Source organism: Bradyrhizobium sp. i1.15.2 (assembly GCF_040548425.1).
GTDB classification, from domain to species: Bacteria; Pseudomonadota; Alphaproteobacteria; order Rhizobiales; family Xanthobacteraceae; genus Bradyrhizobium; species Bradyrhizobium canariense.
Genome location: NZ_JBEPRQ010000010.1, coordinates 183,635 through 200,564, shown reverse-complemented (window position 1 = coordinate 200,564; position 16,930 = coordinate 183,635). Strand labels below are relative to the sequence as shown.

Annotated in this window: 18 protein-coding genes; 5 read left to right on the top strand and 13 right to left on the bottom strand. The window is 64.1% G+C overall.

Going from position 1 to position 16,930, the window contains the following annotated elements; genetic code table 11:
• The 3 genes from ABIB80_RS20225 to ABIB80_RS20215 form a co-directional block, all read right to left on the bottom strand.
• Positions 1-183, bottom strand: a complete 183-nt coding sequence (locus tag ABIB80_RS20225; protein WP_007591457.1) for a hypothetical protein — start codon at positions 181-183, stop codon at positions 1-3.
• A gap of 75 nt (positions 184-258) precedes the next feature.
• Positions 259-510 carry a hypothetical protein gene (locus ABIB80_RS20220; protein WP_007591458.1) on the bottom strand — a complete coding sequence of 84 codons (252 nt, stop codon included), beginning with the start codon at positions 508-510 and terminating at the stop codon, positions 259-261.
• Between the two features lie 59 nt (positions 511-569).
• A complete protein-coding gene (locus tag ABIB80_RS20215) occupies positions 570-830 on the bottom strand; it encodes a hypothetical protein (protein ID WP_007591459.1) in 261 nt (86 codons plus the stop codon).
• A gap of 135 nt (positions 831-965) precedes the next feature.
• On the opposite strand from ABIB80_RS20215, the gene ABIB80_RS20210 reads away from it, so the two are divergent.
• A complete protein-coding gene (locus tag ABIB80_RS20210) occupies positions 966-2,186 on the top strand; it encodes a lytic murein transglycosylase (protein WP_354128181.1) in 1,221 nt (406 codons plus the stop codon).
• Positions 2,187-2,217: 31 nt separating this feature from the next.
• On the opposite strand, the gene ABIB80_RS20205 is transcribed toward ABIB80_RS20210, so the two are convergent.
• The 3 genes from ABIB80_RS20205 to recJ all read right to left on the bottom strand — a co-directional run bounded on the left by ABIB80_RS20205 (position 2,218) and on the right by recJ (position 5,820).
• Positions 2,218-3,015, bottom strand: coding sequence for an aldolase (locus ABIB80_RS20205; RefSeq protein ID WP_354128180.1), 798 nt, complete (start codon positions 3,013-3,015; stop codon positions 2,218-2,220).
• 109 nt (positions 3,016-3,124) lie between these two features.
• Positions 3,125-3,934 carry an SDR family NAD(P)-dependent oxidoreductase gene (locus tag ABIB80_RS20200; RefSeq protein WP_007591463.1) on the bottom strand — a complete coding sequence of 270 codons (810 nt, stop codon included), beginning with the start codon at positions 3,932-3,934 and terminating at the stop codon, positions 3,125-3,127.
• Between the two features lie 44 nt (positions 3,935-3,978).
• A complete protein-coding gene (gene recJ, locus ABIB80_RS20195) occupies positions 3,979-5,820 on the bottom strand; it encodes a single-stranded-DNA-specific exonuclease RecJ (protein ID WP_354128179.1) in 1,842 nt (613 codons plus the stop codon).
• A gap of 278 nt (positions 5,821-6,098) precedes the next feature.
• Between recJ and ABIB80_RS20190 the strand changes: the two genes are divergently transcribed.
• A complete protein-coding gene (locus ABIB80_RS20190) occupies positions 6,099-7,175 on the top strand; it encodes a methyl-accepting chemotaxis protein (RefSeq protein ID WP_007591471.1) in 1,077 nt (358 codons plus the stop codon).
• 160 nt (positions 7,176-7,335) lie between these two features.
• On the opposite strand, the gene ABIB80_RS20185 is transcribed toward ABIB80_RS20190, so the two are convergent.
• The gene (locus ABIB80_RS20185) at positions 7,336-8,322 is read right to left on the bottom strand and encodes a helix-turn-helix domain-containing protein (protein WP_007591473.1); all 987 of its coding nucleotides are present in this window, start codon (positions 8,320-8,322) and stop codon (positions 7,336-7,338) included.
• Positions 8,323-8,821: 499 nt separating this feature from the next.
• Here ABIB80_RS20185 and ABIB80_RS20180 point away from each other — a divergent pair, with 499 nt between their 5' ends.
• The 3 genes from ABIB80_RS20180 to ABIB80_RS20170 all read left to right on the top strand — a co-directional run bounded on the left by ABIB80_RS20180 (position 8,822) and on the right by ABIB80_RS20170 (position 11,243).
• Positions 8,822-9,835 carry a formylglycine-generating enzyme family protein gene (locus ABIB80_RS20180; RefSeq protein WP_354128178.1) on the top strand — a complete coding sequence of 338 codons (1,014 nt, stop codon included), beginning with the start codon at positions 8,822-8,824 and terminating at the stop codon, positions 9,833-9,835.
• A 237-nt stretch (positions 9,836-10,072) separates the two neighbouring features.
• Complete coding sequence (locus ABIB80_RS20175) at positions 10,073-10,816, top strand: SDR family oxidoreductase (RefSeq protein ID WP_007591489.1); 744 nt, start codon at positions 10,073-10,075, stop codon at positions 10,814-10,816.
• A gap of 10 nt (positions 10,817-10,826) precedes the next feature.
• Positions 10,827-11,243, top strand: coding sequence for a cupin domain-containing protein (locus ABIB80_RS20170; protein ID WP_354128177.1), 417 nt, complete (start codon positions 10,827-10,829; stop codon positions 11,241-11,243).
• A gap of 41 nt (positions 11,244-11,284) precedes the next feature.
• Here ABIB80_RS20170 and ABIB80_RS20165 read toward each other — a convergent pair whose 3' ends face one another.
• The 6 genes from ABIB80_RS20165 to ABIB80_RS20140 form a co-directional block, all read right to left on the bottom strand.
• A complete protein-coding gene (locus ABIB80_RS20165) occupies positions 11,285-12,283 on the bottom strand; it encodes a L,D-transpeptidase family protein (RefSeq protein WP_219680279.1) in 999 nt (332 codons plus the stop codon).
• Between the two features lie 12 nt (positions 12,284-12,295).
• On the bottom strand, positions 12,296-13,357 hold the full coding sequence (locus tag ABIB80_RS20160; RefSeq protein WP_219680282.1) for a glycosyltransferase family 4 protein: 1,062 nt from the start codon (positions 13,355-13,357) through the stop codon (positions 12,296-12,298).
• 135 nt (positions 13,358-13,492) lie between these two features.
• Complete coding sequence (locus ABIB80_RS20155; RefSeq protein ID WP_354128176.1) at positions 13,493-13,702, bottom strand: hypothetical protein; 210 nt, start codon at positions 13,700-13,702, stop codon at positions 13,493-13,495.
• A gap of 137 nt (positions 13,703-13,839) precedes the next feature.
• On the bottom strand, positions 13,840-14,844 hold the full coding sequence (locus ABIB80_RS20150) for a 4-hydroxythreonine-4-phosphate dehydrogenase PdxA (RefSeq protein WP_354128175.1): 1,005 nt from the start codon (positions 14,842-14,844) through the stop codon (positions 13,840-13,842).
• Positions 14,841-16,403: a tripartite tricarboxylate transporter permease gene (locus ABIB80_RS20145; RefSeq protein WP_007591511.1), complete on the bottom strand. Its 1,563-nt coding sequence runs from the start codon at positions 16,401-16,403 to the stop codon at positions 14,841-14,843. Before ABIB80_RS20145 ends, ABIB80_RS20150 begins: the two co-directional genes overlap by 4 nt.
• Before the next feature lie 11 nt (positions 16,404-16,414).
• Positions 16,415-16,897, bottom strand: a complete 483-nt coding sequence (locus ABIB80_RS20140) for a tripartite tricarboxylate transporter TctB family protein (RefSeq protein WP_035992756.1) — start codon at positions 16,895-16,897, stop codon at positions 16,415-16,417.
• Between the last annotated feature and the right edge of the window lie 33 nt (positions 16,898-16,930).

The window sequence follows — 16,930 nt, the reverse complement described above, 5'->3', positions numbered from 1 at the left end:
CTAGTCGCCCCCGCCTCCCTCACCGCCGTCACACCCGCCGGCATCGGAGAAGTCGCCGCCTCCGGCACCGCCTCCTTGAATGCTGCGGCCAAAATTCTCGGCGATGATCATCAGGACCACGACGAGGAGTCCGGCGCCGAACGGCCAGGGATTCGCACGGATGATGTCGAACAGCTCCCGCATAAGTGCATTCTGCGCAGATGGAAGCGAACCGACAGTAAAGTGACGGGGCCCAAATTTGGGGATGTTCGACCAAGCCTACCCGCCCTTCAATACTTTCTTAACCTCACCGTCCGGCCAAGCCTCGCCCGCCGCAATCACCCGCACGCGGCTTTGATCGGTGCCATTCACGAGTACATGTGAACTCATCCGATCCCCGCTCGGCTCGAGGCGCAAATCGGTTTCGGGCTTCCAGCTCAGCGTCGTCGCGAGATCACCAGGGAAAATCTGCCATTGCGATCCGTCGTCGAGCTCGACGACGTGGCTCTCCGCATGCGCGCGTATCTTCATTCAACCCCGAATTTTCGAACAGAAAGCGGGCCCCGACAATCGGCCGGGGCCCTGCTCCGTCAGTCGTTGTCGTGATGGATTACGGTCTTCTCGCGGTTACCGAATTCATCTTCCTTCTTGATGACCGTAGTGCGGTCGGCAGGCTCGCGCTCCTTGATCACGGTGGTGCGATCACGATCGCGGTCACGCTCTCGATATTCCGGGGACTGTCCGACGGTCACACCGGCGCCGACCGGACCAACATGAACACCGACTTCGTCGGCGAATGCGGGGGCTGCGATAGCGGTGACCATGGCGGCCGCAAACAGATATTTCCTCATCTCGTCCTCCTCGATTGCATGCGGAGGGAATGCGGGAGTGCGACAATTTGTTCCGGAAGGAACAGGACTGGACGTCCCGTTCCGAGCCTCCAGGAACCGACTCACAGGAGCCATGTTTCCGGCTACAATAAGTCGATGAAACACGCTGATTCCTCGGTCCATCATACCCGCCGCGCCTTCACCATCGGTGCAGCCACCCTGCTCGCTTTCCCGACGCATGTCTTCGCCGCACCTCCAGGCTTCGACGAATGGCGCGAGTCTTTCCGCGCACGTGCCATGGCGAAAGGCATCTCGGCTGCGACATGGCAGCGCGCGATGGCGCGGGTCGAGCCCGACATGAGCGTCTTCAAGCAGATGCGCAACCAGCCCGAATTCCACGAGCAGGTCTGGCAATACATCAACCGTCGCGTCTCCGACTGGCGCATCATCAACGGCAAGATCGCGCTGAAGAACAACGAGGCGCTGCTCGCGCGCATCGAGCGCGATTTCGGCGTCGAGCGCGGTACGCTGCTGGCGCTGTGGGGCGTCGAGTCCGCTTATGGCGATCCGCTGGTGCAGCAGAACCACATGACGCCGGTGTTTCCCTCGCTCGCCGCCCTCGCCTGGAACGAGCCGCGCCGAAAAGCCTATTGGGAAACTGAGCTGATCAACGCGCTGCGCATCGTCGACAAGGGTTGGAGCACGCCTGAGCAGATGCAGGGATCCTGGGCCGGCGCAATGGGGCATTCGCAATGGATGCCGGAAGTCTGGCTCAATGTCGGCATCGACTATGACGGCGACGGCAAGGTGTCGCCGTTCGGCAAGCCCGACGACGCGTTGGGCTCGACCGCAAAATATCTCGTCAATCGCGGCAAATGGCACCGCGGCGAGCATTGGGGCTACGAGGTGCGCACGCCCGGTGAGATGAGCGGCAGCCGGACCTATGCGGCTTGGCAGGCGGCCGGCGTCACCCGCGCCGACGGCCAGCCGTTTCCGCAAGCCTCCGCATCCGCGCAGATGTGGACGCCGGTTGCGGGCGGGCCGACATTTCTGCTGGGACCGAATTTCAACGCGGTGAAGAGCTACAATCCCTCGATGAACTATGCGCTGGCGATCTGCCATCTCGGCGACCGCTGCCTCGGCGCCCCGCCTTTCATCCAGCCATTCCCCGGCTCCGAGCGCGCATTGACGCTCGCCGAGGTGCAGGAGATGCAGACGCGCCTGACCAAGGCGGGTTTCGATACCGGCGGCACCGATGGCCGTGTCGGCAACGACACCATGAAAGCGATCAAGGACTTTCAGCAGCGCGCGGGCATCACGCCTGCGGACGGCTATGGCGGGCTGAAGGTGCTGGCGAAGCTGCGCCAGGGGTCTTAGTTATGGCTCCATCCGGGCTACGACGCGATCGCTAGTGCCGGTACTGCGGCTCTTCCGCATCGAGCTGGCGGCGGATTGCGGCAAGATGCAGCCGCGCGGATTCGGAATCGCCCTCGCGCATCTGCCTGTAGGTTTCGGCCGCAATCGCGGGATCGACCGGCAGTACCTGTCGCCCGGTCGACATCGACAACACCTGCACCTCGGCGGCGCGTTCGAGATAATAAAGATCGTCCCAGGCCTCCGCGATGGTCGGCGCCAGCACCATCACGCCGTGATGCTTCATGAAGATGATGTCGGCATCCCCCACGGCCGATGCGATGCGTGCGCCTTCGCGGTTGTCGAGTGCGAGGCCGTTGTAGTCGCGGTCCACGGCCGTTCGACCGTAGAATTTGAGCGCGGTCTGGCCGGCCCAGATCAGCGGATCGCCCTCGGTCATCGACAGCGCCGTGGCGTAGGGCATGTGGGTGTGGAAGGCGACCTTGGCGCGCGGCAGGCGCTTGTGCATCTCGGCATGGATGTAGAACGCGGTCGCCTCGGGCACGCCCTCGCCGTCGAGCACATTGCCGTGGAAGTCGCAGATCAGAAGTTTTGACGCGGTCAGCTCGCGGAAGGCGTAGCCGTAAGGGTTGACCAGGAAGAGATCGTCATGGCCCGGCACCACGGCCGAGAAGTGGTTGCAGATGCCCTCCTCAAAGCCGTTGCGCGCCGCCATCCTAAAGCAGGCGGCAAGATCCTCGCGCGCGCTGCGGATCGCGTCGCTCGCGAGATCCGGACGGTTCGATCGAAACGTTGCTGGCGTGGATGACGAAGAGTGAAGGCTGTGCGCCATGGCGGAAGGACACCTCTGTCGATCGGAAGACGCCCGCGTTGTACAGGTCCGACGCCTGCGCGTCAGCCCCCGCGGGCGCCACCCTGCCCTTCGCAGCCCGCGCGGCGGCCTACTGCCGCCGCGGCACGCCGCCGGCGTTCATGCCGCCGTCGATGACGAGCTCGCTGCCGGTGACGTAGCGCGAGGCATCGGAGGCCAGATACAGCACGCCGGAGGCAATTTCCAGAGCCTGGCCGGCACGGCCGAGCGGCGTCGCGACGCGCGCACGCTCGTCCGGGTCGATCGGCGCGTTGCCCTGGTTGCCGGTCGCACCTGTCGGGATCTTGCCCCAGATCGGCGTGTCGATGATCCCGGGATGGACGGAGTTGACGCGGATGCCGTCACAGGCCGCCGCGCACTCCATCGCGATCGACTTTGCGAACAGCCGCACGCCGCCCTTGGTCGCCGAATAGGCCGACAGCCCGGGCGCGCCGCGCAGGCCCGCGAGCGAGGACATCATGACGATCGAGCCGCCGCCGGTCTTGCGCATCAGGGGCAGGCAATGCTTGACCGAGAGGAAGACGCCGTCGAGGTTGATCGCGTTCTGCTTGCGCCAATCGCTGAGCGTCATGTCGACGATCGAGGGCACGGCAATGCCGATGCCGGCGTTGGAGACGAGAATATCGAGCCGGCCAAAGCGCTTCGCGATCTCGGCTGTGATCTCGATCCAGCGCTCTTCGCTGGTGACGTCCTGCTCCAGGAAAATCGCCTTGCCACCGGCCTTGGTGATGCGATTGGCGAGCTCGGGGCCGCGCAGCTCGTCGATGTCGGTGGCGATGACGGTGGCGCCCTCGCGCGCGAACATCTCGACGACGGCCTCGCCGATGCCGGAGGCGCCGCCGGTCACCAGCGCGACCTTGCCCTCAACCTGCCCTGCCATGTTCACTCCCTTTTTTGCTATTCGTTTTTTGTTGTTTGCCGGACCTATCTAATCATGGATGGTCCCTGGTCGGGCAGCGCGACGTCGATGACGCGGAATTGCACACGCTCGGCGCCCTGGTAGCGATCCACCGACAATGATCCCGCGACATGCAATTGCTGGCCGCGATTGGCGACGAGCGCGTTGCCAAGCTTCTGTCTGATCGAACGGAACGCGATGCCGTTGACGATGGCGCCGTCGCCCGACTTGAAGCGTAGCCTCAAATGTGCCTGTCCCACCTCGTCGGCATAGACGAGCTGGTGCGCCGGCAGCGCCAACACGACTTCCGGATTGCCGCTGCCGAACGGACCTGCGCGGTTGAGCGTCGTTGCAAGCTCGGTCGTCACCGCGCGCGCGGAGACCGCGCCGTCGATGTAGAGCTCGTTGACGTGGCGCGCCTCGGCAACGTCGCGGGCCAACGCATGCTCGAGATAGGCGCGAAATTCGGCGAGCTTTTCCTTGCGCAGCGTGACGCCCGCGGCCATGGCGTGGCCGCCGCCCTTGAGCAGAATGCCGTCGGCGACCGCCTGCCGTACTGCCTTGCCGAGATCGACGCCGGCAATCGAGCGGCCGGAGCCGGTGCCGATGCCGCCGGGCTCCAGCGCGATCGCGAAGGCGGGCCGCGAGAACTTCTCCTTCAACCGGGACGCAACGAGACCGACCACGCCGGGATGCCAGCCTTCGGAGGCCGTCACGATCACGCCGATCTTGTCCTCGAGCCCGATCGAGGCGAGCGCCTCGGCTTCGGCCTGCGCTTCGGCCGCCTGCTCGATGATACGGCGCTCGCTATTGAGGCGGTCGAGCTCGGCGGCGATCCGCGCGGCCTCGACGCTGTCACCCTCCAAAAGCAGCCGCACGCCGAGATCGGCGCGGCCGATGCGGCCGCCGGCATTGATGCGCGGCCCTAGCATGAAGCCGAGATGCCAGGCCTCCGGCGGGCCGTTGAGCCGCGCCACGTCCATCAGCGCGGTGTGGCCGACATGGTCGCGCCGCCGCATCGCGATCAGGCCTTTGGCGACGAACGCGCGGTTGAGCCCGATCAGCGGCGCGACATCGGCAACCGTGCCGAGCGCAACGTGATGCAGCATGCCGAGCAGATCCGGCTCGGGCATCTCCGCATTCCAGAAGCCGCGTTGGCGTAGCTCACGATTGACCGCGACCAGCGTCACCAGCACGAGGCCGACGGCGGCGAGATGGCCGAGACCGGAGAGATCGTCGAGCCGGTGCGGATTGACCAACGCGTCGACCTCCGGCAACTCCGTGCCGGCCTGATGATGGTCGATCACGACGACGGACATGCCGAGACGTTTTGCTTCGGCGAGCGGCTCGATGCTGGTGGTACCGCAATCGACGGTGACGAGCAGCGTGGCGCCCTTTGCGGCCAGCGCACGCACGGCTTCCGTGTTGGGCCCGTAGCCCTCGAAGATGCGGTCGGGAATGTGGATCAGCGGATCGAGCCCGCAATGGCGCAGATGCCAGGTCAGCAGCGCCGCCGAGGTCGCGCCGTCGACATCGTAATCGCCGAAGATCGCGACCTTCTCGCCGCTTCCCGCGGCATCCGCGATCCGCTTCGCGGCGGCTTCCATCTCCGTCACCGTGAACGGGTCCGGTAGGAGCTTGCGGATGGTTGGATCGAGGAAATCGGCGACGGCATCGCTGTCGACACCGCGACCTGCCAGCACCCGCGCCAGCAGCTCGGGCAGTTGGTGGCGCTGCACGATGGCAAGCGCCTTCGCCGCCCCGCGCGCATCCAGCCGGTCGCGCCAGAGCTTGTCGGTGAGCGAGCGCGCCACTCCCAGGAACGCCTGGGGCGCTTCGACGGGCAAGGCGGTGGCGGGCGGCGTCATGAACAGCGGTCGGTTTGAGGAACCTGGGAGCCGGAGGTATTGCATCGCCCGGCCGACGGAACGATTGGCCCGCAATCCCCCGGGATTTGCAATGTCTGCGCCGCACAAAGCGGTGGATTGCCGCTTTGCTGCGCGGACTGACTATCATTTGAGCATTCCGCAAAACAGCAAATTAAGCAGGCGTTAGGCGGAATCTTCGAAAAAGAATTGTATTCGATCTGTCAGTGATTGTTCCGGGTTCGTTGCAGATCAGACCTCATTGCCAAGGGAAGCCCCCGATGTCTGCTGCGCTGGGTCTCAAAGCCAAGCCGATCGCAAATGAATCCGCCGAGGATGATTCCGACATCTCCGCGCTGATCAACCGCCTTACGGCGGAGGTCAACCAGATCGCGGTCGATAAGACCAAGTCGATCCAGCAGATCACCAACCAGATGAAGATGCTGGCACTGAACGCGCTGATCGAAAGCTCGCGTGCCGGCGCACAGGGCGCGGGCTTCGCCGTGGTGGCGCAGGAGGTCCGTGGCGTCGGCCAGCAGGTCGAGACCATCGCCCGCGAGCTCGAAAGCCAATTGACGAAACGGACCGGCGATCTCGTCTCCTCGATCGACCGGATGAGCCAGCGCTCGCGCGGCGAGCGCATGGTCGATTTGTCGCTCAACGCCATCGAGCTCATCGACCGCAACCTCTATGAACGGACCTGCGACGTGCGCTGGTGGGCGACCGATTCCGCGTTGGTCGATTGCGCGGCCTCGCCCGACGGCGCGGCCGTGTCCCATGCCTCGCAGCGTCTCGGCGTGATCTTGGGCGCCTACACCGTCTATCTCGACCTCTGGCTCTGCGACCTCGATGGCAACGTCATCGCCAACGGCCGCGCCGACCGGTTTCACGCCGTCGGCCAGAACGTCGCCCACACCAAATGGTTTCGCGAGGCCAAGACCCTGCGCTCCGGCGACGACTATGTCGCCGGCGACGTCGAGAACCAGCCGCTGCTCGGCAATGCCCAGGTCGCGACCTATTGCGCCAGCGTCCGCGCCGGTGGACAGGCTAACGGCGCGCCGATCGGGGTGCTCGCCATCCATTTCGACTGGGAGGCACAGGCCCGCGCCATCGTGCAAGGCGTGCGTGTCGGCGACAGCGACAAGGCGCGCGTGCTGCTGGTCGACTCCAATCTTCGCGTGATCGCCGCTTCCGACGGACAAGGCATTCTCAGCGAACGCATCTCGCTGTCGCTCAATGGCCAGCGTTCCGGCTTCTATCAGGACGGCTCGGGCACGCTGGTCGCGTTCCATGCCACCCCGGGCTACGAGACCTATCGGGGTCTGGGCTGGTATGGCGTGATCGTCTGCGGGGCGTAAAGCTGAAGGCGGCCTGCCTATCCAACTCAAAACTGTGAAAACAACCCCATGCACAGTAGCCATCTGGTTGTTTTCATGACGGTTTTTTTCGCCGTTTCACGCCGGCAAAACACCGGCACGCATGCCATCATGGCGTCGTTCGCGGTCCAGACTCAGAGCGCTAGGTTCTGGTGATATCGTCTTCGACGGGCTGCACCGTCGCAATTCCAAGCGTTTGCGACGGACGCTCCCCGAACATTGCCAGGTAATATTGCGAAAACCGGCCGAGCTCGTAAAAGCCCTGTTGCATGGCGACGGCTGTCACGGTGGTCGAGCCAGGTGCGCTCTGGTGCAGGATCGAATGAACAGCGCAGAGACGCTTGTGCCTGAGGAAGGTGACCGGACCGAGACCGAATACCTCCTGAAAGGCGCGGTGGAGGGTGCGCCGCGATACGCCGAGCGCCGCGCAAATTTCCGACACGTGCACCGGACGGGTGCCGGCGTCGTCGAGAAACTCCTCGACCTTGCGGATCAGCCGGCGTGCGGAAGGGAGCCAGCCATTCCCGTCGGGTGGCAGCGACGACGCGACGTTGGCAGCCATGCATTCGGCGATCGATCGTTTCCAGAAATCGGCAGTTGATAGCGTCAGCCCATATTTGTTGTCGCGCAGGTGCGACATGATCCGGACCAGGCGGCGCGAGGCGATCGCGCCGGTCTCGATGTGCGCGCGGAAATGACCGCGGCTGCGCCAGGTGTCGGGATCGCTTAGCCGTGCTTCTCCGCCGAACAGCGTCGCGACCTCGTTGATGTCGAATCGCATGGCGGCGTAGGCGGAGCCGCCGTGAAAAACACCGTCATGTTCGAGCCGCGGCGGAATGACGAGCACATCATTGAGCTGCATGTCGAACGACCAGTGGGCGACGCGCTCTTCGGCCGCGAGCAGCATCCCGATGATCAGTCTGTCGTCGCTGGAAACCCGCTGCGTGCGCATGCCGACGTTGAAAGCACCAATGCTGAGCGAGAAGTCGCCGATGCCGACATGGGATAAAGTTCCGCGCAACCGACCGCGGCCGAGTTGCATCACATCGACATGCGAGCCGTGGACGGCCTGCTGAAGACCTTCGAAACCATCCAGCTTGCGCGAATCAACCAGAAGGAATTGCCCCATGGCTGTACCGTGTTACTGAAGCGCGACAATTCTGCGGCACGCGATAGCGAAGTACCACTACAACGCGAGGTGGGTACGACAAGCTGACTTCGCGTTTTCAGGCAAGTCATCGCCGAATTTGTCGCAAGATTTGCTCTCAAATGCCTCTGCACTGAAGGATCTGAGCCATGGGGCATTAGGTCTCACTGCCCGGGCAGACTGGCACAAATTGCACATCACAGCCGTCCAATCTTCGGGTATCATTTGCAACCTTAGCGATATTAAGCGGAAGCGTTCTGCGGGTGGCAGAGCGCACGCGGCATGGATTTGCCGCGTGTTCGAAGACGTGCGTGCAAAGGAAAGAGATGTGGACGCAATGCAGCGTCCTCCTCTGCCCGGAGCGCCAAAAAAGTGGGGGACCAGACAATGCGTCCAATGGGCCGGACAAGGAGCCATCGTCGAAGTCTGCCAGAGGTAGCGCAGTAGCATCGGGTGGAATGCGGGTATCGGAGCTTCCACCATGTTGCGAGCGGATCTGGATCACTGCGAGTGGTTGCCGGATGATTTGAAGACCGGCGAGATGGTCTTCATTCCCGGCGGAACCTTTCGCATGGGATCCGACCATCATTATCCCGAGGAAGCGCCGAGCCATCGCGTCGCTGTCGACGGCTTCTGGATCGACCGCACGCCCGTGACTAACCGGCAGTTCAAGCAGTTCGTCAACGCAACCGGCCATGTCACCGAGGCGCAGGTCGTTCCGGATCCGAAGGACTATCCGGGCGCGCTGGCGGAGATGCTCTACGCGGGATCGCTGGTGTTCTCCCCGCTGCCGCGCATCACCGATCTCACCGACTGGAGCCAGTGGTGGACTTTCCTGCGCGGCGCCAACTGGCGCCATCCCTATGGTCCCGGCAGCAACATCAAGGACCTCGACGACCATCCGGTCGTTCACGTCTCCTTTAGCGATGCGGCAGCGTATGCCCACTGGGCCGGCAAGGACTTGCCGACGGAGGCGGAGTGGGAGTTCGCCGCGCGTGGCGGCCTCGAGGCGGAGGAATACGCCTGGGGCGATGCGCTGGTGCCGGGCGGCAAGCACATGGCCAATATCTGGCAGGGCAACTTCCCCGTCCAGAATCTCGGCGAGGATGGGTACGAGCGTACCTCGCCGGTCATGGCCTTCCCGCCGAACGGCTACGGTCTCTACGACATGATCGGCAACGTCTGGGAGTGGACCTCCGACTGGTGGTCGTCGAAGCACGCCGCCGACGCTGCAAAGCCCTGCTGCATCCCCAAAAATCCCCGCGGCGGCGGTGAGCACACAAGCTACGACCCTCGCCTCCCCGACATCCAGATTCCGCGCAAGGTCCTCAAGGGCGGCTCGCATCTTTGCGCGCCGAACTATTGCCGCCGATATCGCCCGGCTGCGCGGCACGCCGAGCCGGTCGATACCTCGACCGGCCATGTCGGGTTCCGCTGCGTGGTGCGAATGCCGTCTGTAACCGAACGCCAACGAGAAGGACGTGCTGCAATCTAGCGAGCGCCGCTGGCGGATGCCGGCGTCAGCGGTGCGCTCCGTGCGTCGGACTATTTCGATACGCAACTTTATCTATCGGCGATTGGACAGACGTCTTCAGCATTTTTGGACAAGGCAGGCCGGTTACAGGCAAGAGCCTGCCCCATTTCCCCGGTAAGAGTCGCCTCATCGCTTTCGCGACGCGGGCGCCGTCGATCCTGAAAGGCTCGCGCTCGCAACGTGCCGAGGAGATAGGCCATGAAGATCGTCGTGATCGGCGGGACCGGATTGATCGGATCCAAGCTCGTAACGAAGCTCAAGCAACAAGGCCACGACGCTGTTGCGGCTTCGCCGAAGTCAGGCGTGAACGCCGTGACCGGGGAAGGCCTCGCAGCAGTGCTGGCGGGTGCGGATGTCGTGGTTGACGTTGCCAACGCGCCGTCCTGGGAGCCTGCCGCCGTGCTTGAATTCTTCGAGCGTTCGAGCAAAAACCTCGCTGCGACCGAGGCGGCTGCGGCCGTGAAGCATCATGTGGCGCTCTCGATCGTCGGGACCGAGCGCTCGCCCGACATCGCCTATTTTCGTGCCAAGCTGGCGCAGGAGACCATCGTCAAGGCATCTCCGGTCCCCTACTCGATCGTCCGCGCCACCCAGTTCTTCGAATTCCTCAGCGCCATCGGTGACATGGGTGCGGCCGAGGGCCGGATCGTCGTTCCCACGGCATTGTTTCAACCCATCGCGGCCGACGACGTGGCTGATCGCCTCGCAGAGGTCGCGATGGGCCAGCCGCTCAACGGCACGATCGATATCGCAGGACCTGAGAAGGCGCCCTTCAACGAATTCATCGCACGGCGCCTGAAGGCGTCCGGCGACGCTCGACCCGTGGTGGGAGACCCAAAGGCGCCGTACTACGGCGCTCCCATCGACGACACATCGCTGAACCCTCTCGGCGAGGCGCGGCTCGGCAAAACGTCGCTCGCAACATGGCTCGCGAGGCTTTGAGGAGACTCCCATGCGCAAATTGCTGATCGCAACCGCTGTCTATGCCGCATCATTCCTGACGGCCCATGCCGCCGAGACGGCGGCCCCCACGGCCAAGGCGACCGTCGTGTTCGACCAGGCGCTGCCCAATGTCCCGGGGAAGAGCATGAAAGGCGTGCTGGTCGAGTATGGTCCCGGAGGCTCCTCGCCGGCCCACATCCACGCGCCCTCGGCTTTCATCTACGCCACCGTCCTGGAAGGCGCGATCCGCAGTCAGGTCAATGACGGCCCCGCCAAGGTCTTTCACAAGGGCGAGAACTTCTCTGAAAAACCCGGCGACCGTCATGCCGTCAGCGCCAATGCCAGCGACACCGAACCCGCAAAATTGCTGGCTGTCTTCGTGGTGGATACGGCCGACAAGGAGCTGACGATGCCGATCCCGAAATAGCGCACAATCGGCGAGCGGCGTTGCCACCTCGAGGCGTTCGTTCATCCGGGGCTGCCCACGAATGCCACCGGCGTGCCTTTCGAGACACGGCCGGCGACGCGCTCGGCATCCCAATTGGTCAGACGCACGCAGCCGTGAGATTCCGCCTTGGAAATCTTCTCCGGCGAAGGCGTGCCGTGAATGCCGTAGCCCTCGGCAGACAGGTTGATCCAGACCGTGCCGACCGGATTGTTCGGGCCGGGCTTGATGGTGAAGGGCTTGCGGGAATGGACGCCCTTGAAACGATAAGCGGGATTGTAGCGATAGTACGGATTTCGGCTGACTTCCGTGACCTTGAGCGTGCCTGAAGGCGACGGCTTCTCTTCGCTGCCGACCGTCGCGGGATAAAATCCGATCAGCGCATTCGATTTGTCGAACAGTTTTACAGTCTGCCTGACCTTGTCGACCTCGATCCTGTCGGCCTTGGTGGAGATGCCCTCGCCTGCGCCTGATGTGTCCACCACGACGATGGTGTCGCCGGCGCGATCGAAATGGCGCCCGGAGTTGAGCGCGGCCAGGAGCTGCTCGCTCATGTGAAATTTCTCGGCCAGGGCCTCGCGCGCACTGGTGAAGCCTAGCTTTGTAAGCTCCATCATGTCCTCCATCTTCGACGGCAGCTTTTTCAGGAAAGGACCCGCCACGTCCTGCTCGGTGATGGCATAGGTCATCGTCACCGGCCGGTCGTCCGCCCGTAACGCGGTCCAGACATCGTCCGTCACGGTGTCCGAAACCGGCAGCTGCCGCGCTTCGGCATAGGCCCGCAACGCCTTTTTGGCGTTCTCGCCGAACCTGCCGTCGATCTCGCCGGGCGAGAAGTGCGCGCGGTCCAGCAGGACCTGCAACCGGACACCCGCCGCGGTCGGCTTATCGTTCGACAGGGTTTTCTTCGACGGCTCAGCGACCTTGATGGCAGCGGCGTCGATCTCCGCGGCGAACGCCGGCGGCGCAGCCAGAGCGAAGACCAGAAAGATGCAAATCTGCCCCGCTTTTCCGAGCGACATCGCCGGGTCCTTTCACGTTTCCGACGGTTCAGTGATCAACTCCCGAGCCGCGGCGGCAGCCAGTTTGCGGTACTGGTCTTCGTACTGCCTCGCCATTCGGCTCGCGGAAAAGCGCTCCTCGAAGCGGGCGCGCACCTTCCTTCGATCCAGCTTGCCCAATTCGCCGACTGCCCTGACGGCCTGCTCCTCGTTCTCGACGATGAAGCCTGTCAATCCGTGCTCGACGACTTCGGGGACAGAGCCGGAGCGATAGGCGATCACCGGGGTTCCGCATGCCATCGCTTCGATCATGACCAGCCCAAACGGCTCCGGCCAGTCGATCGGAAACAACAGCGCAGCGGCTTCGGCAAGGAAGGGCTGTTTCTCCGCGTCATCGACTTCACCAACAAGCTGGATGTTCTTACCGTCGATGTTGGGCTCGATGTGCTTCCTGAAGTAGGCTGTCTCGGCGCGGGGGACCTTCGCGGCGATGCGGAGGGGCATCTGGACCGCACGTGCGATGCGAATGGCGTCTTCCGGACCTTTGTCTGCGGTGAGACGCCCGAGAAACGCCAAATAGGACCCCTGTTCGTAGGACGGACGAAACAGGTTGGACGGCAGCCCGTGCTGGATGGTTCCGATCCATTTCGCATCGGGAAGCGGCAGGCGCTGATGATCGGAAATCGACACAAAGCATGCTTCAGGGAATTGCCTGGCTACGTCGGGTAGCCCAGGCAAGTCGAGGCGACCGTGCATGGTCGTGAGGAACGGCACGCCGAGACGGCTGAGCAACGGCAACGACAGCCAGTCGACATGCGCGTGGATCACGTCGAACTCCTTCGCACGCCTTGCAATCGCCTCCATCAGCATGGCGCTCGCGGCCGTCGGGTCCGCCCCCTTCCGCCCGAGACGCAGCGCGCGTGGCCAAACCGGATGAAGCGCACCATTCGTCCTGGAATCGCCGCTCGCAAACAGCGTGACCTCGTGGCCGAGCTCGACCAGCCCATCCACCAGCCAGGCCACTACCCGCTCGGTGCCGCCGTAAAGTTTCGGAGGGACGCTTTCGGCGAGGGGAGCAATCTGAGCGATGCGCATGAGAGGCTACCCGTTAAACCGCCGCACGCACGACCAGAATGATCGCGGCGGACAGAAGGTTCGAAATCGCGAGCAGCGTCCAATTCGGCCTGGCACTTGCGGCCGCGACCCGGCAGACGAGCCCTTCCATGAGCCTCAACATTCGTCGTCAGGAAGCCGATCGAGGAAGGCAATCCCGAATTGCGTGAGTTCTTCGGCATCGCTCCCGCGCGCTTTCCATCTCCCTTGCAGATGACGCTCAAGCAGGCAGCAACAACTATCCGCGGCATCGACGTGGCGATGCCGGGCGCGGTAAACGGACCAAGCAATATCCACCGCCGTTCGTAGCGGGTCGTCGTCGACCATGTTCCAACTCCGAGATTGGAGACGTTCATGCGACGGCAACTCGTTACGAGGACGGAAGTTTCCACTTCTTCCCGGAAAGTCCGAAACTGCGTGGCCACCGCAGACACAAGCAGGCGCCCACCTCCCCGTCGGAGAAATCAGGCGACGCGACGCACGGCCATCTCCGCGGCGAGCAACACCGCGGCACGACTGGCACCGACTGATGCAATGCCTTGGCCGGCGATGTCGTAGGCAGTGCCGTGCGCCGGCGTGCAGATCGGAAATGGAAAGCCGCCGAGCAACGTCACGCCGCGATCAAAGCCCATCAGCTTCATCGCGATCTGGCCCTGGTCGTGATACATCGTCAGCACTGCATCGAAGGCGCCGCTTTTGGCGCGCAGGAACACGGTGTCGGCCGGGAACGGCCCTTCGGCGGCAATGCCCTCGCGCTGGCCGGCCGCGACCACGGGTGCGATGACATCGATCTCCTCGCGGCCGAAATTACCGCCGTCGCCGGCATGCGGATTGAGACCGGCGACCGCGATGCGCGGCCGGGCGAAGCCGGCATTGCGCATGCAGGCATCAGTCAGCTTGAGCGCGCGATGGATACGTTCGCCGGACAGTCGCGCGGCGACGTCCTTGAGCGGGATGTGGGACGTCACGCGGGCATTCCAGAGCCGGTCCAGCACATTGAACTCGCTTGCGGGAGTTTTGAGTCCGACCACTTCGGCGGAGAACGCGATCTCATCGTCATACTCGGCGCGGGCCAGCCGCATCGCCTGCTTGTTGAACGGCGTAAAGCAGGCGGCATCGACCCGGCCGTCGCGGCCGAGTTCGAGCGCGTGCTTGTAGTTGGCAAGCGCGAACCTGCCGCCGGCGAGGCTCGCGATCCCGTGCTGGACCTCGCCGGGATCGAGGTGCCCGAGATCGACGAACAGCGTCTCGCCCTCCGCCGCGCGCAAATCGGCCCCCTGCTCCACCATGGTCAGCTCCGGGTTGACGCCGGCAATCCGCGCGCCCTGGTCGAAGACGCGCCGGTCGCCGATCACGACGATCCGGCCGCGGGCGCGGATGTCGTCCTGCACCACGAGCTTTGCGGTCAATTCCGGGCTGATGCCAGCGGGATCTCCCATTGCCAGTGCAATGAGCGGCTTTGCGGTCATATGATCACCTTCTCTCGAGCGGTCTCTCGAGCTGTGTTCTGGACTGTCGTCTCGTGGATCGACGGCGCAGGCTTGCGCAGCAAGCGCGCAAGCTGCAGCACGAGCGGAAGCAGCAACAGCACGATGCCCGCCACGATCAGGCATGTCACCAGCTTGTTGGCGAAGAATATCCCGAGCGATCCCTTGGACATCAGCATCGACTGCCGGAACGCGTCCTCGGCCTTGTCGCCGATGACGGTCGCGAGCACGAGTGGCGCCAGCGGATAGAACAGCTTCTTGAAGAGATAGCCGACGATCCCGAAGCCGAGCATCATGACGACATCGAGATAGGAGTTCGACACCGAATAGGCGCCGACAACGCAGATGATCACGATCAGCGGCGCGATGATCACGAAGGGAATCCGCATCAGCGCCGCAAAGACCGGCACGGTCAACAGCACCAGCACAACGGCGACGATGTTGCCGACATACATCGACGCAATCAGGCCCCAAACAAAGTCCTTTTGGTCGACGAACAGCATCGGCCCGGGATTGAGGCCCCAGATCATGAGCCCGCCCATCATGACGGCCGCGGTGGCCGAGCCGGGAATGCCGAGCGAGAGCATGGGCAAAAGCGCGCTGGTGCCGGCGGCATGATCGGCCGTCTCCGGCGAGATGATGCCTTCGACCTCTCCCGTGCCGAAGTATCGGCCACGGCGCGAGAAGCGTCGGGCGATGCCGTAGCTCATGAACGACGCCGCAGTCGGGCCGCCAGGCGTGATCCCCATCCAGCATCCGATGGCCGCGCTCCGCAGCAGCGCAACGCTATGTCGCGGCAGGCGGCCGACGGCACGAAACACCTCGCGCCACTCTATCTTCGACGAGACTGCGCGGGCATGAAACTCTTCCTCGACGGCGACGAGCAGCTCGCCGATGCCGAACAGGCCCATCACCGCGACGACGAAGTTCACGCCCTTGACCAGCTCGTCGACGCCCATCGTGAGGCGCACGCTGCCGGAGACAGTGTCGATGCCGATGGCGGCAATGGCGAAGCCGATCGCCAGTGCGACGACGGTCTTGATCGGCGCCGCCCCGCCCATGCCGACGAAGCTGGCGAAGGCCAGGAAATAGACTGCAAAATATTCCGCCGGCCCGAAGGCGAGTGCGACCTGCGCGACCCACGATGCGAGGAAGGTGATCAGGATGACGCCGATCAGCGCGCCGAATGCCGCCGAGCCAAAGGCGGTGGCGAGCGCTGTCGTCGGACGTCCATCGCGCGCCATCGGGTAGCCGTCGAAGGTGGTGGCGACAGACGACGGCTCGCCCGGGATGTTGAACAGGATCGAGGTCACGGACCCGCCGAACAGCGCGCCCCAATACATGCTGGAGAGCAGGATGATGGCAGAGACCGGCTGCATGCCGAAGGTCAGCGGCAGCAGCAGCGACACCCCGTTCGGAGCACCCAGCCCAGGCAGCACGCCGACGAGAATGCCGAGCAGCACGCCGATCACCATCAGCGCCAGATGCGGCAGCGTGATCGCGATGCCAAAGCCGTGAAGGAGTTCTCCGAGATTGTCCATCGGCCTCTCCGTCAGAAGCCGAACGCCGCGGCGAGCGCGCCGTGCGGCAAGCTCACCTGGAACATGCGCTCGAACACGACGTAGAGCGCGAGCGCTGTCGCCGCCGCCATGCCAAGCGCGCGCGGCACGGATTGTTGTCTGGGGATCGCCAGCACCGCGAAGATGTACAGGGCTGAGGCGACGTACATCCCGGCCAACGGAATCGCAGCCACGAAAATCGCGGCCGGCACGAACAGGCCGGCAAGCCGGCGCAGCTCGATCGATGTGATGGCGATGGGGACGTTCGCCAGTGACGCAACCGGCATCAAACCGCGCACCAGGTTGTAGAAGCTCCCGAGCACGATGATGATCCCGGTCAGGAACGGGAACGTGCCGGCGTCCACGCCCGCGCTTGACCAGCCGATGCCGTTATCGAGACTGGAGACGACGACGGCCACACCAAAGCTGCCGGTGAGAACGGCGGTCGCAAGTTCGAGGGCGCGGCGCGAGATCATGGGCCGCTCCAGCGAAGCGCCAGATGTTTGCTC

What these genes read in the sequence shown, in the direction of transcription:
- ABIB80_RS20225 (WP_007591457.1), bottom strand. Translation starts at nt 183, where the DNA reads ATGCGGGAGCTGTTCGACATCATCCGTGCGAATCCCTGGCCGTTCGGC.
- ABIB80_RS20220 (WP_007591458.1), bottom strand. Translation starts at nt 510, where the DNA reads ATGAAGATACGCGCGCATGCGGAGAGCCACGTCGTCGAGCTCGACGAC.
- ABIB80_RS20215 (WP_007591459.1), bottom strand. Translation starts at nt 830, where the DNA reads ATGAGGAAATATCTGTTTGCGGCCGCCATGGTCACCGCTATCGCAGCC.
- ABIB80_RS20210 (WP_354128181.1), top strand. Translation starts at nt 966, where the DNA reads ATGAAACACGCTGATTCCTCGGTCCATCATACCCGCCGCGCCTTCACC.
- ABIB80_RS20205 (WP_354128180.1), bottom strand. Translation starts at nt 3,015, where the DNA reads ATGGCGCACAGCCTTCACTCTTCGTCATCCACGCCAGCAACGTTTCGA.
- ABIB80_RS20200 (WP_007591463.1), bottom strand. Translation starts at nt 3,934, where the DNA reads ATGGCAGGGCAGGTTGAGGGCAAGGTCGCGCTGGTGACCGGCGGCGCC.
- recJ (WP_354128179.1), bottom strand. Translation starts at nt 5,820, where the DNA reads ATGACGCCGCCCGCCACCGCCTTGCCCGTCGAAGCGCCCCAGGCGTTC.
- ABIB80_RS20190 (WP_007591471.1), top strand. Translation starts at nt 6,099, where the DNA reads ATGTCTGCTGCGCTGGGTCTCAAAGCCAAGCCGATCGCAAATGAATCC.
- ABIB80_RS20185 (WP_007591473.1), bottom strand. Translation starts at nt 8,322, where the DNA reads ATGGGGCAATTCCTTCTGGTTGATTCGCGCAAGCTGGATGGTTTCGAA.
- ABIB80_RS20180 (WP_354128178.1), top strand. Translation starts at nt 8,822, where the DNA reads ATGTTGCGAGCGGATCTGGATCACTGCGAGTGGTTGCCGGATGATTTG.
- ABIB80_RS20175 (WP_007591489.1), top strand. Translation starts at nt 10,073, where the DNA reads ATGAAGATCGTCGTGATCGGCGGGACCGGATTGATCGGATCCAAGCTC.
- ABIB80_RS20170 (WP_354128177.1), top strand. Translation starts at nt 10,827, where the DNA reads ATGCGCAAATTGCTGATCGCAACCGCTGTCTATGCCGCATCATTCCTG.
- ABIB80_RS20165 (WP_219680279.1), bottom strand. Translation starts at nt 12,283, where the DNA reads ATGTCGCTCGGAAAAGCGGGGCAGATTTGCATCTTTCTGGTCTTCGCT.
- ABIB80_RS20160 (WP_219680282.1), bottom strand. Translation starts at nt 13,357, where the DNA reads ATGCGCATCGCTCAGATTGCTCCCCTCGCCGAAAGCGTCCCTCCGAAA.
- ABIB80_RS20155 (WP_354128176.1), bottom strand. Translation starts at nt 13,702, where the DNA reads ATGGTCGACGACGACCCGCTACGAACGGCGGTGGATATTGCTTGGTCC.
- ABIB80_RS20150 (WP_354128175.1), bottom strand. Translation starts at nt 14,844, where the DNA reads ATGACCGCAAAGCCGCTCATTGCACTGGCAATGGGAGATCCCGCTGGC.
- ABIB80_RS20145 (WP_007591511.1), bottom strand. Translation starts at nt 16,403, where the DNA reads ATGGACAATCTCGGAGAACTCCTTCACGGCTTTGGCATCGCGATCACG.
- ABIB80_RS20140 (WP_035992756.1), bottom strand. Translation starts at nt 16,897, where the DNA reads ATGATCTCGCGCCGCGCCCTCGAACTTGCGACCGCCGTTCTCACCGGC.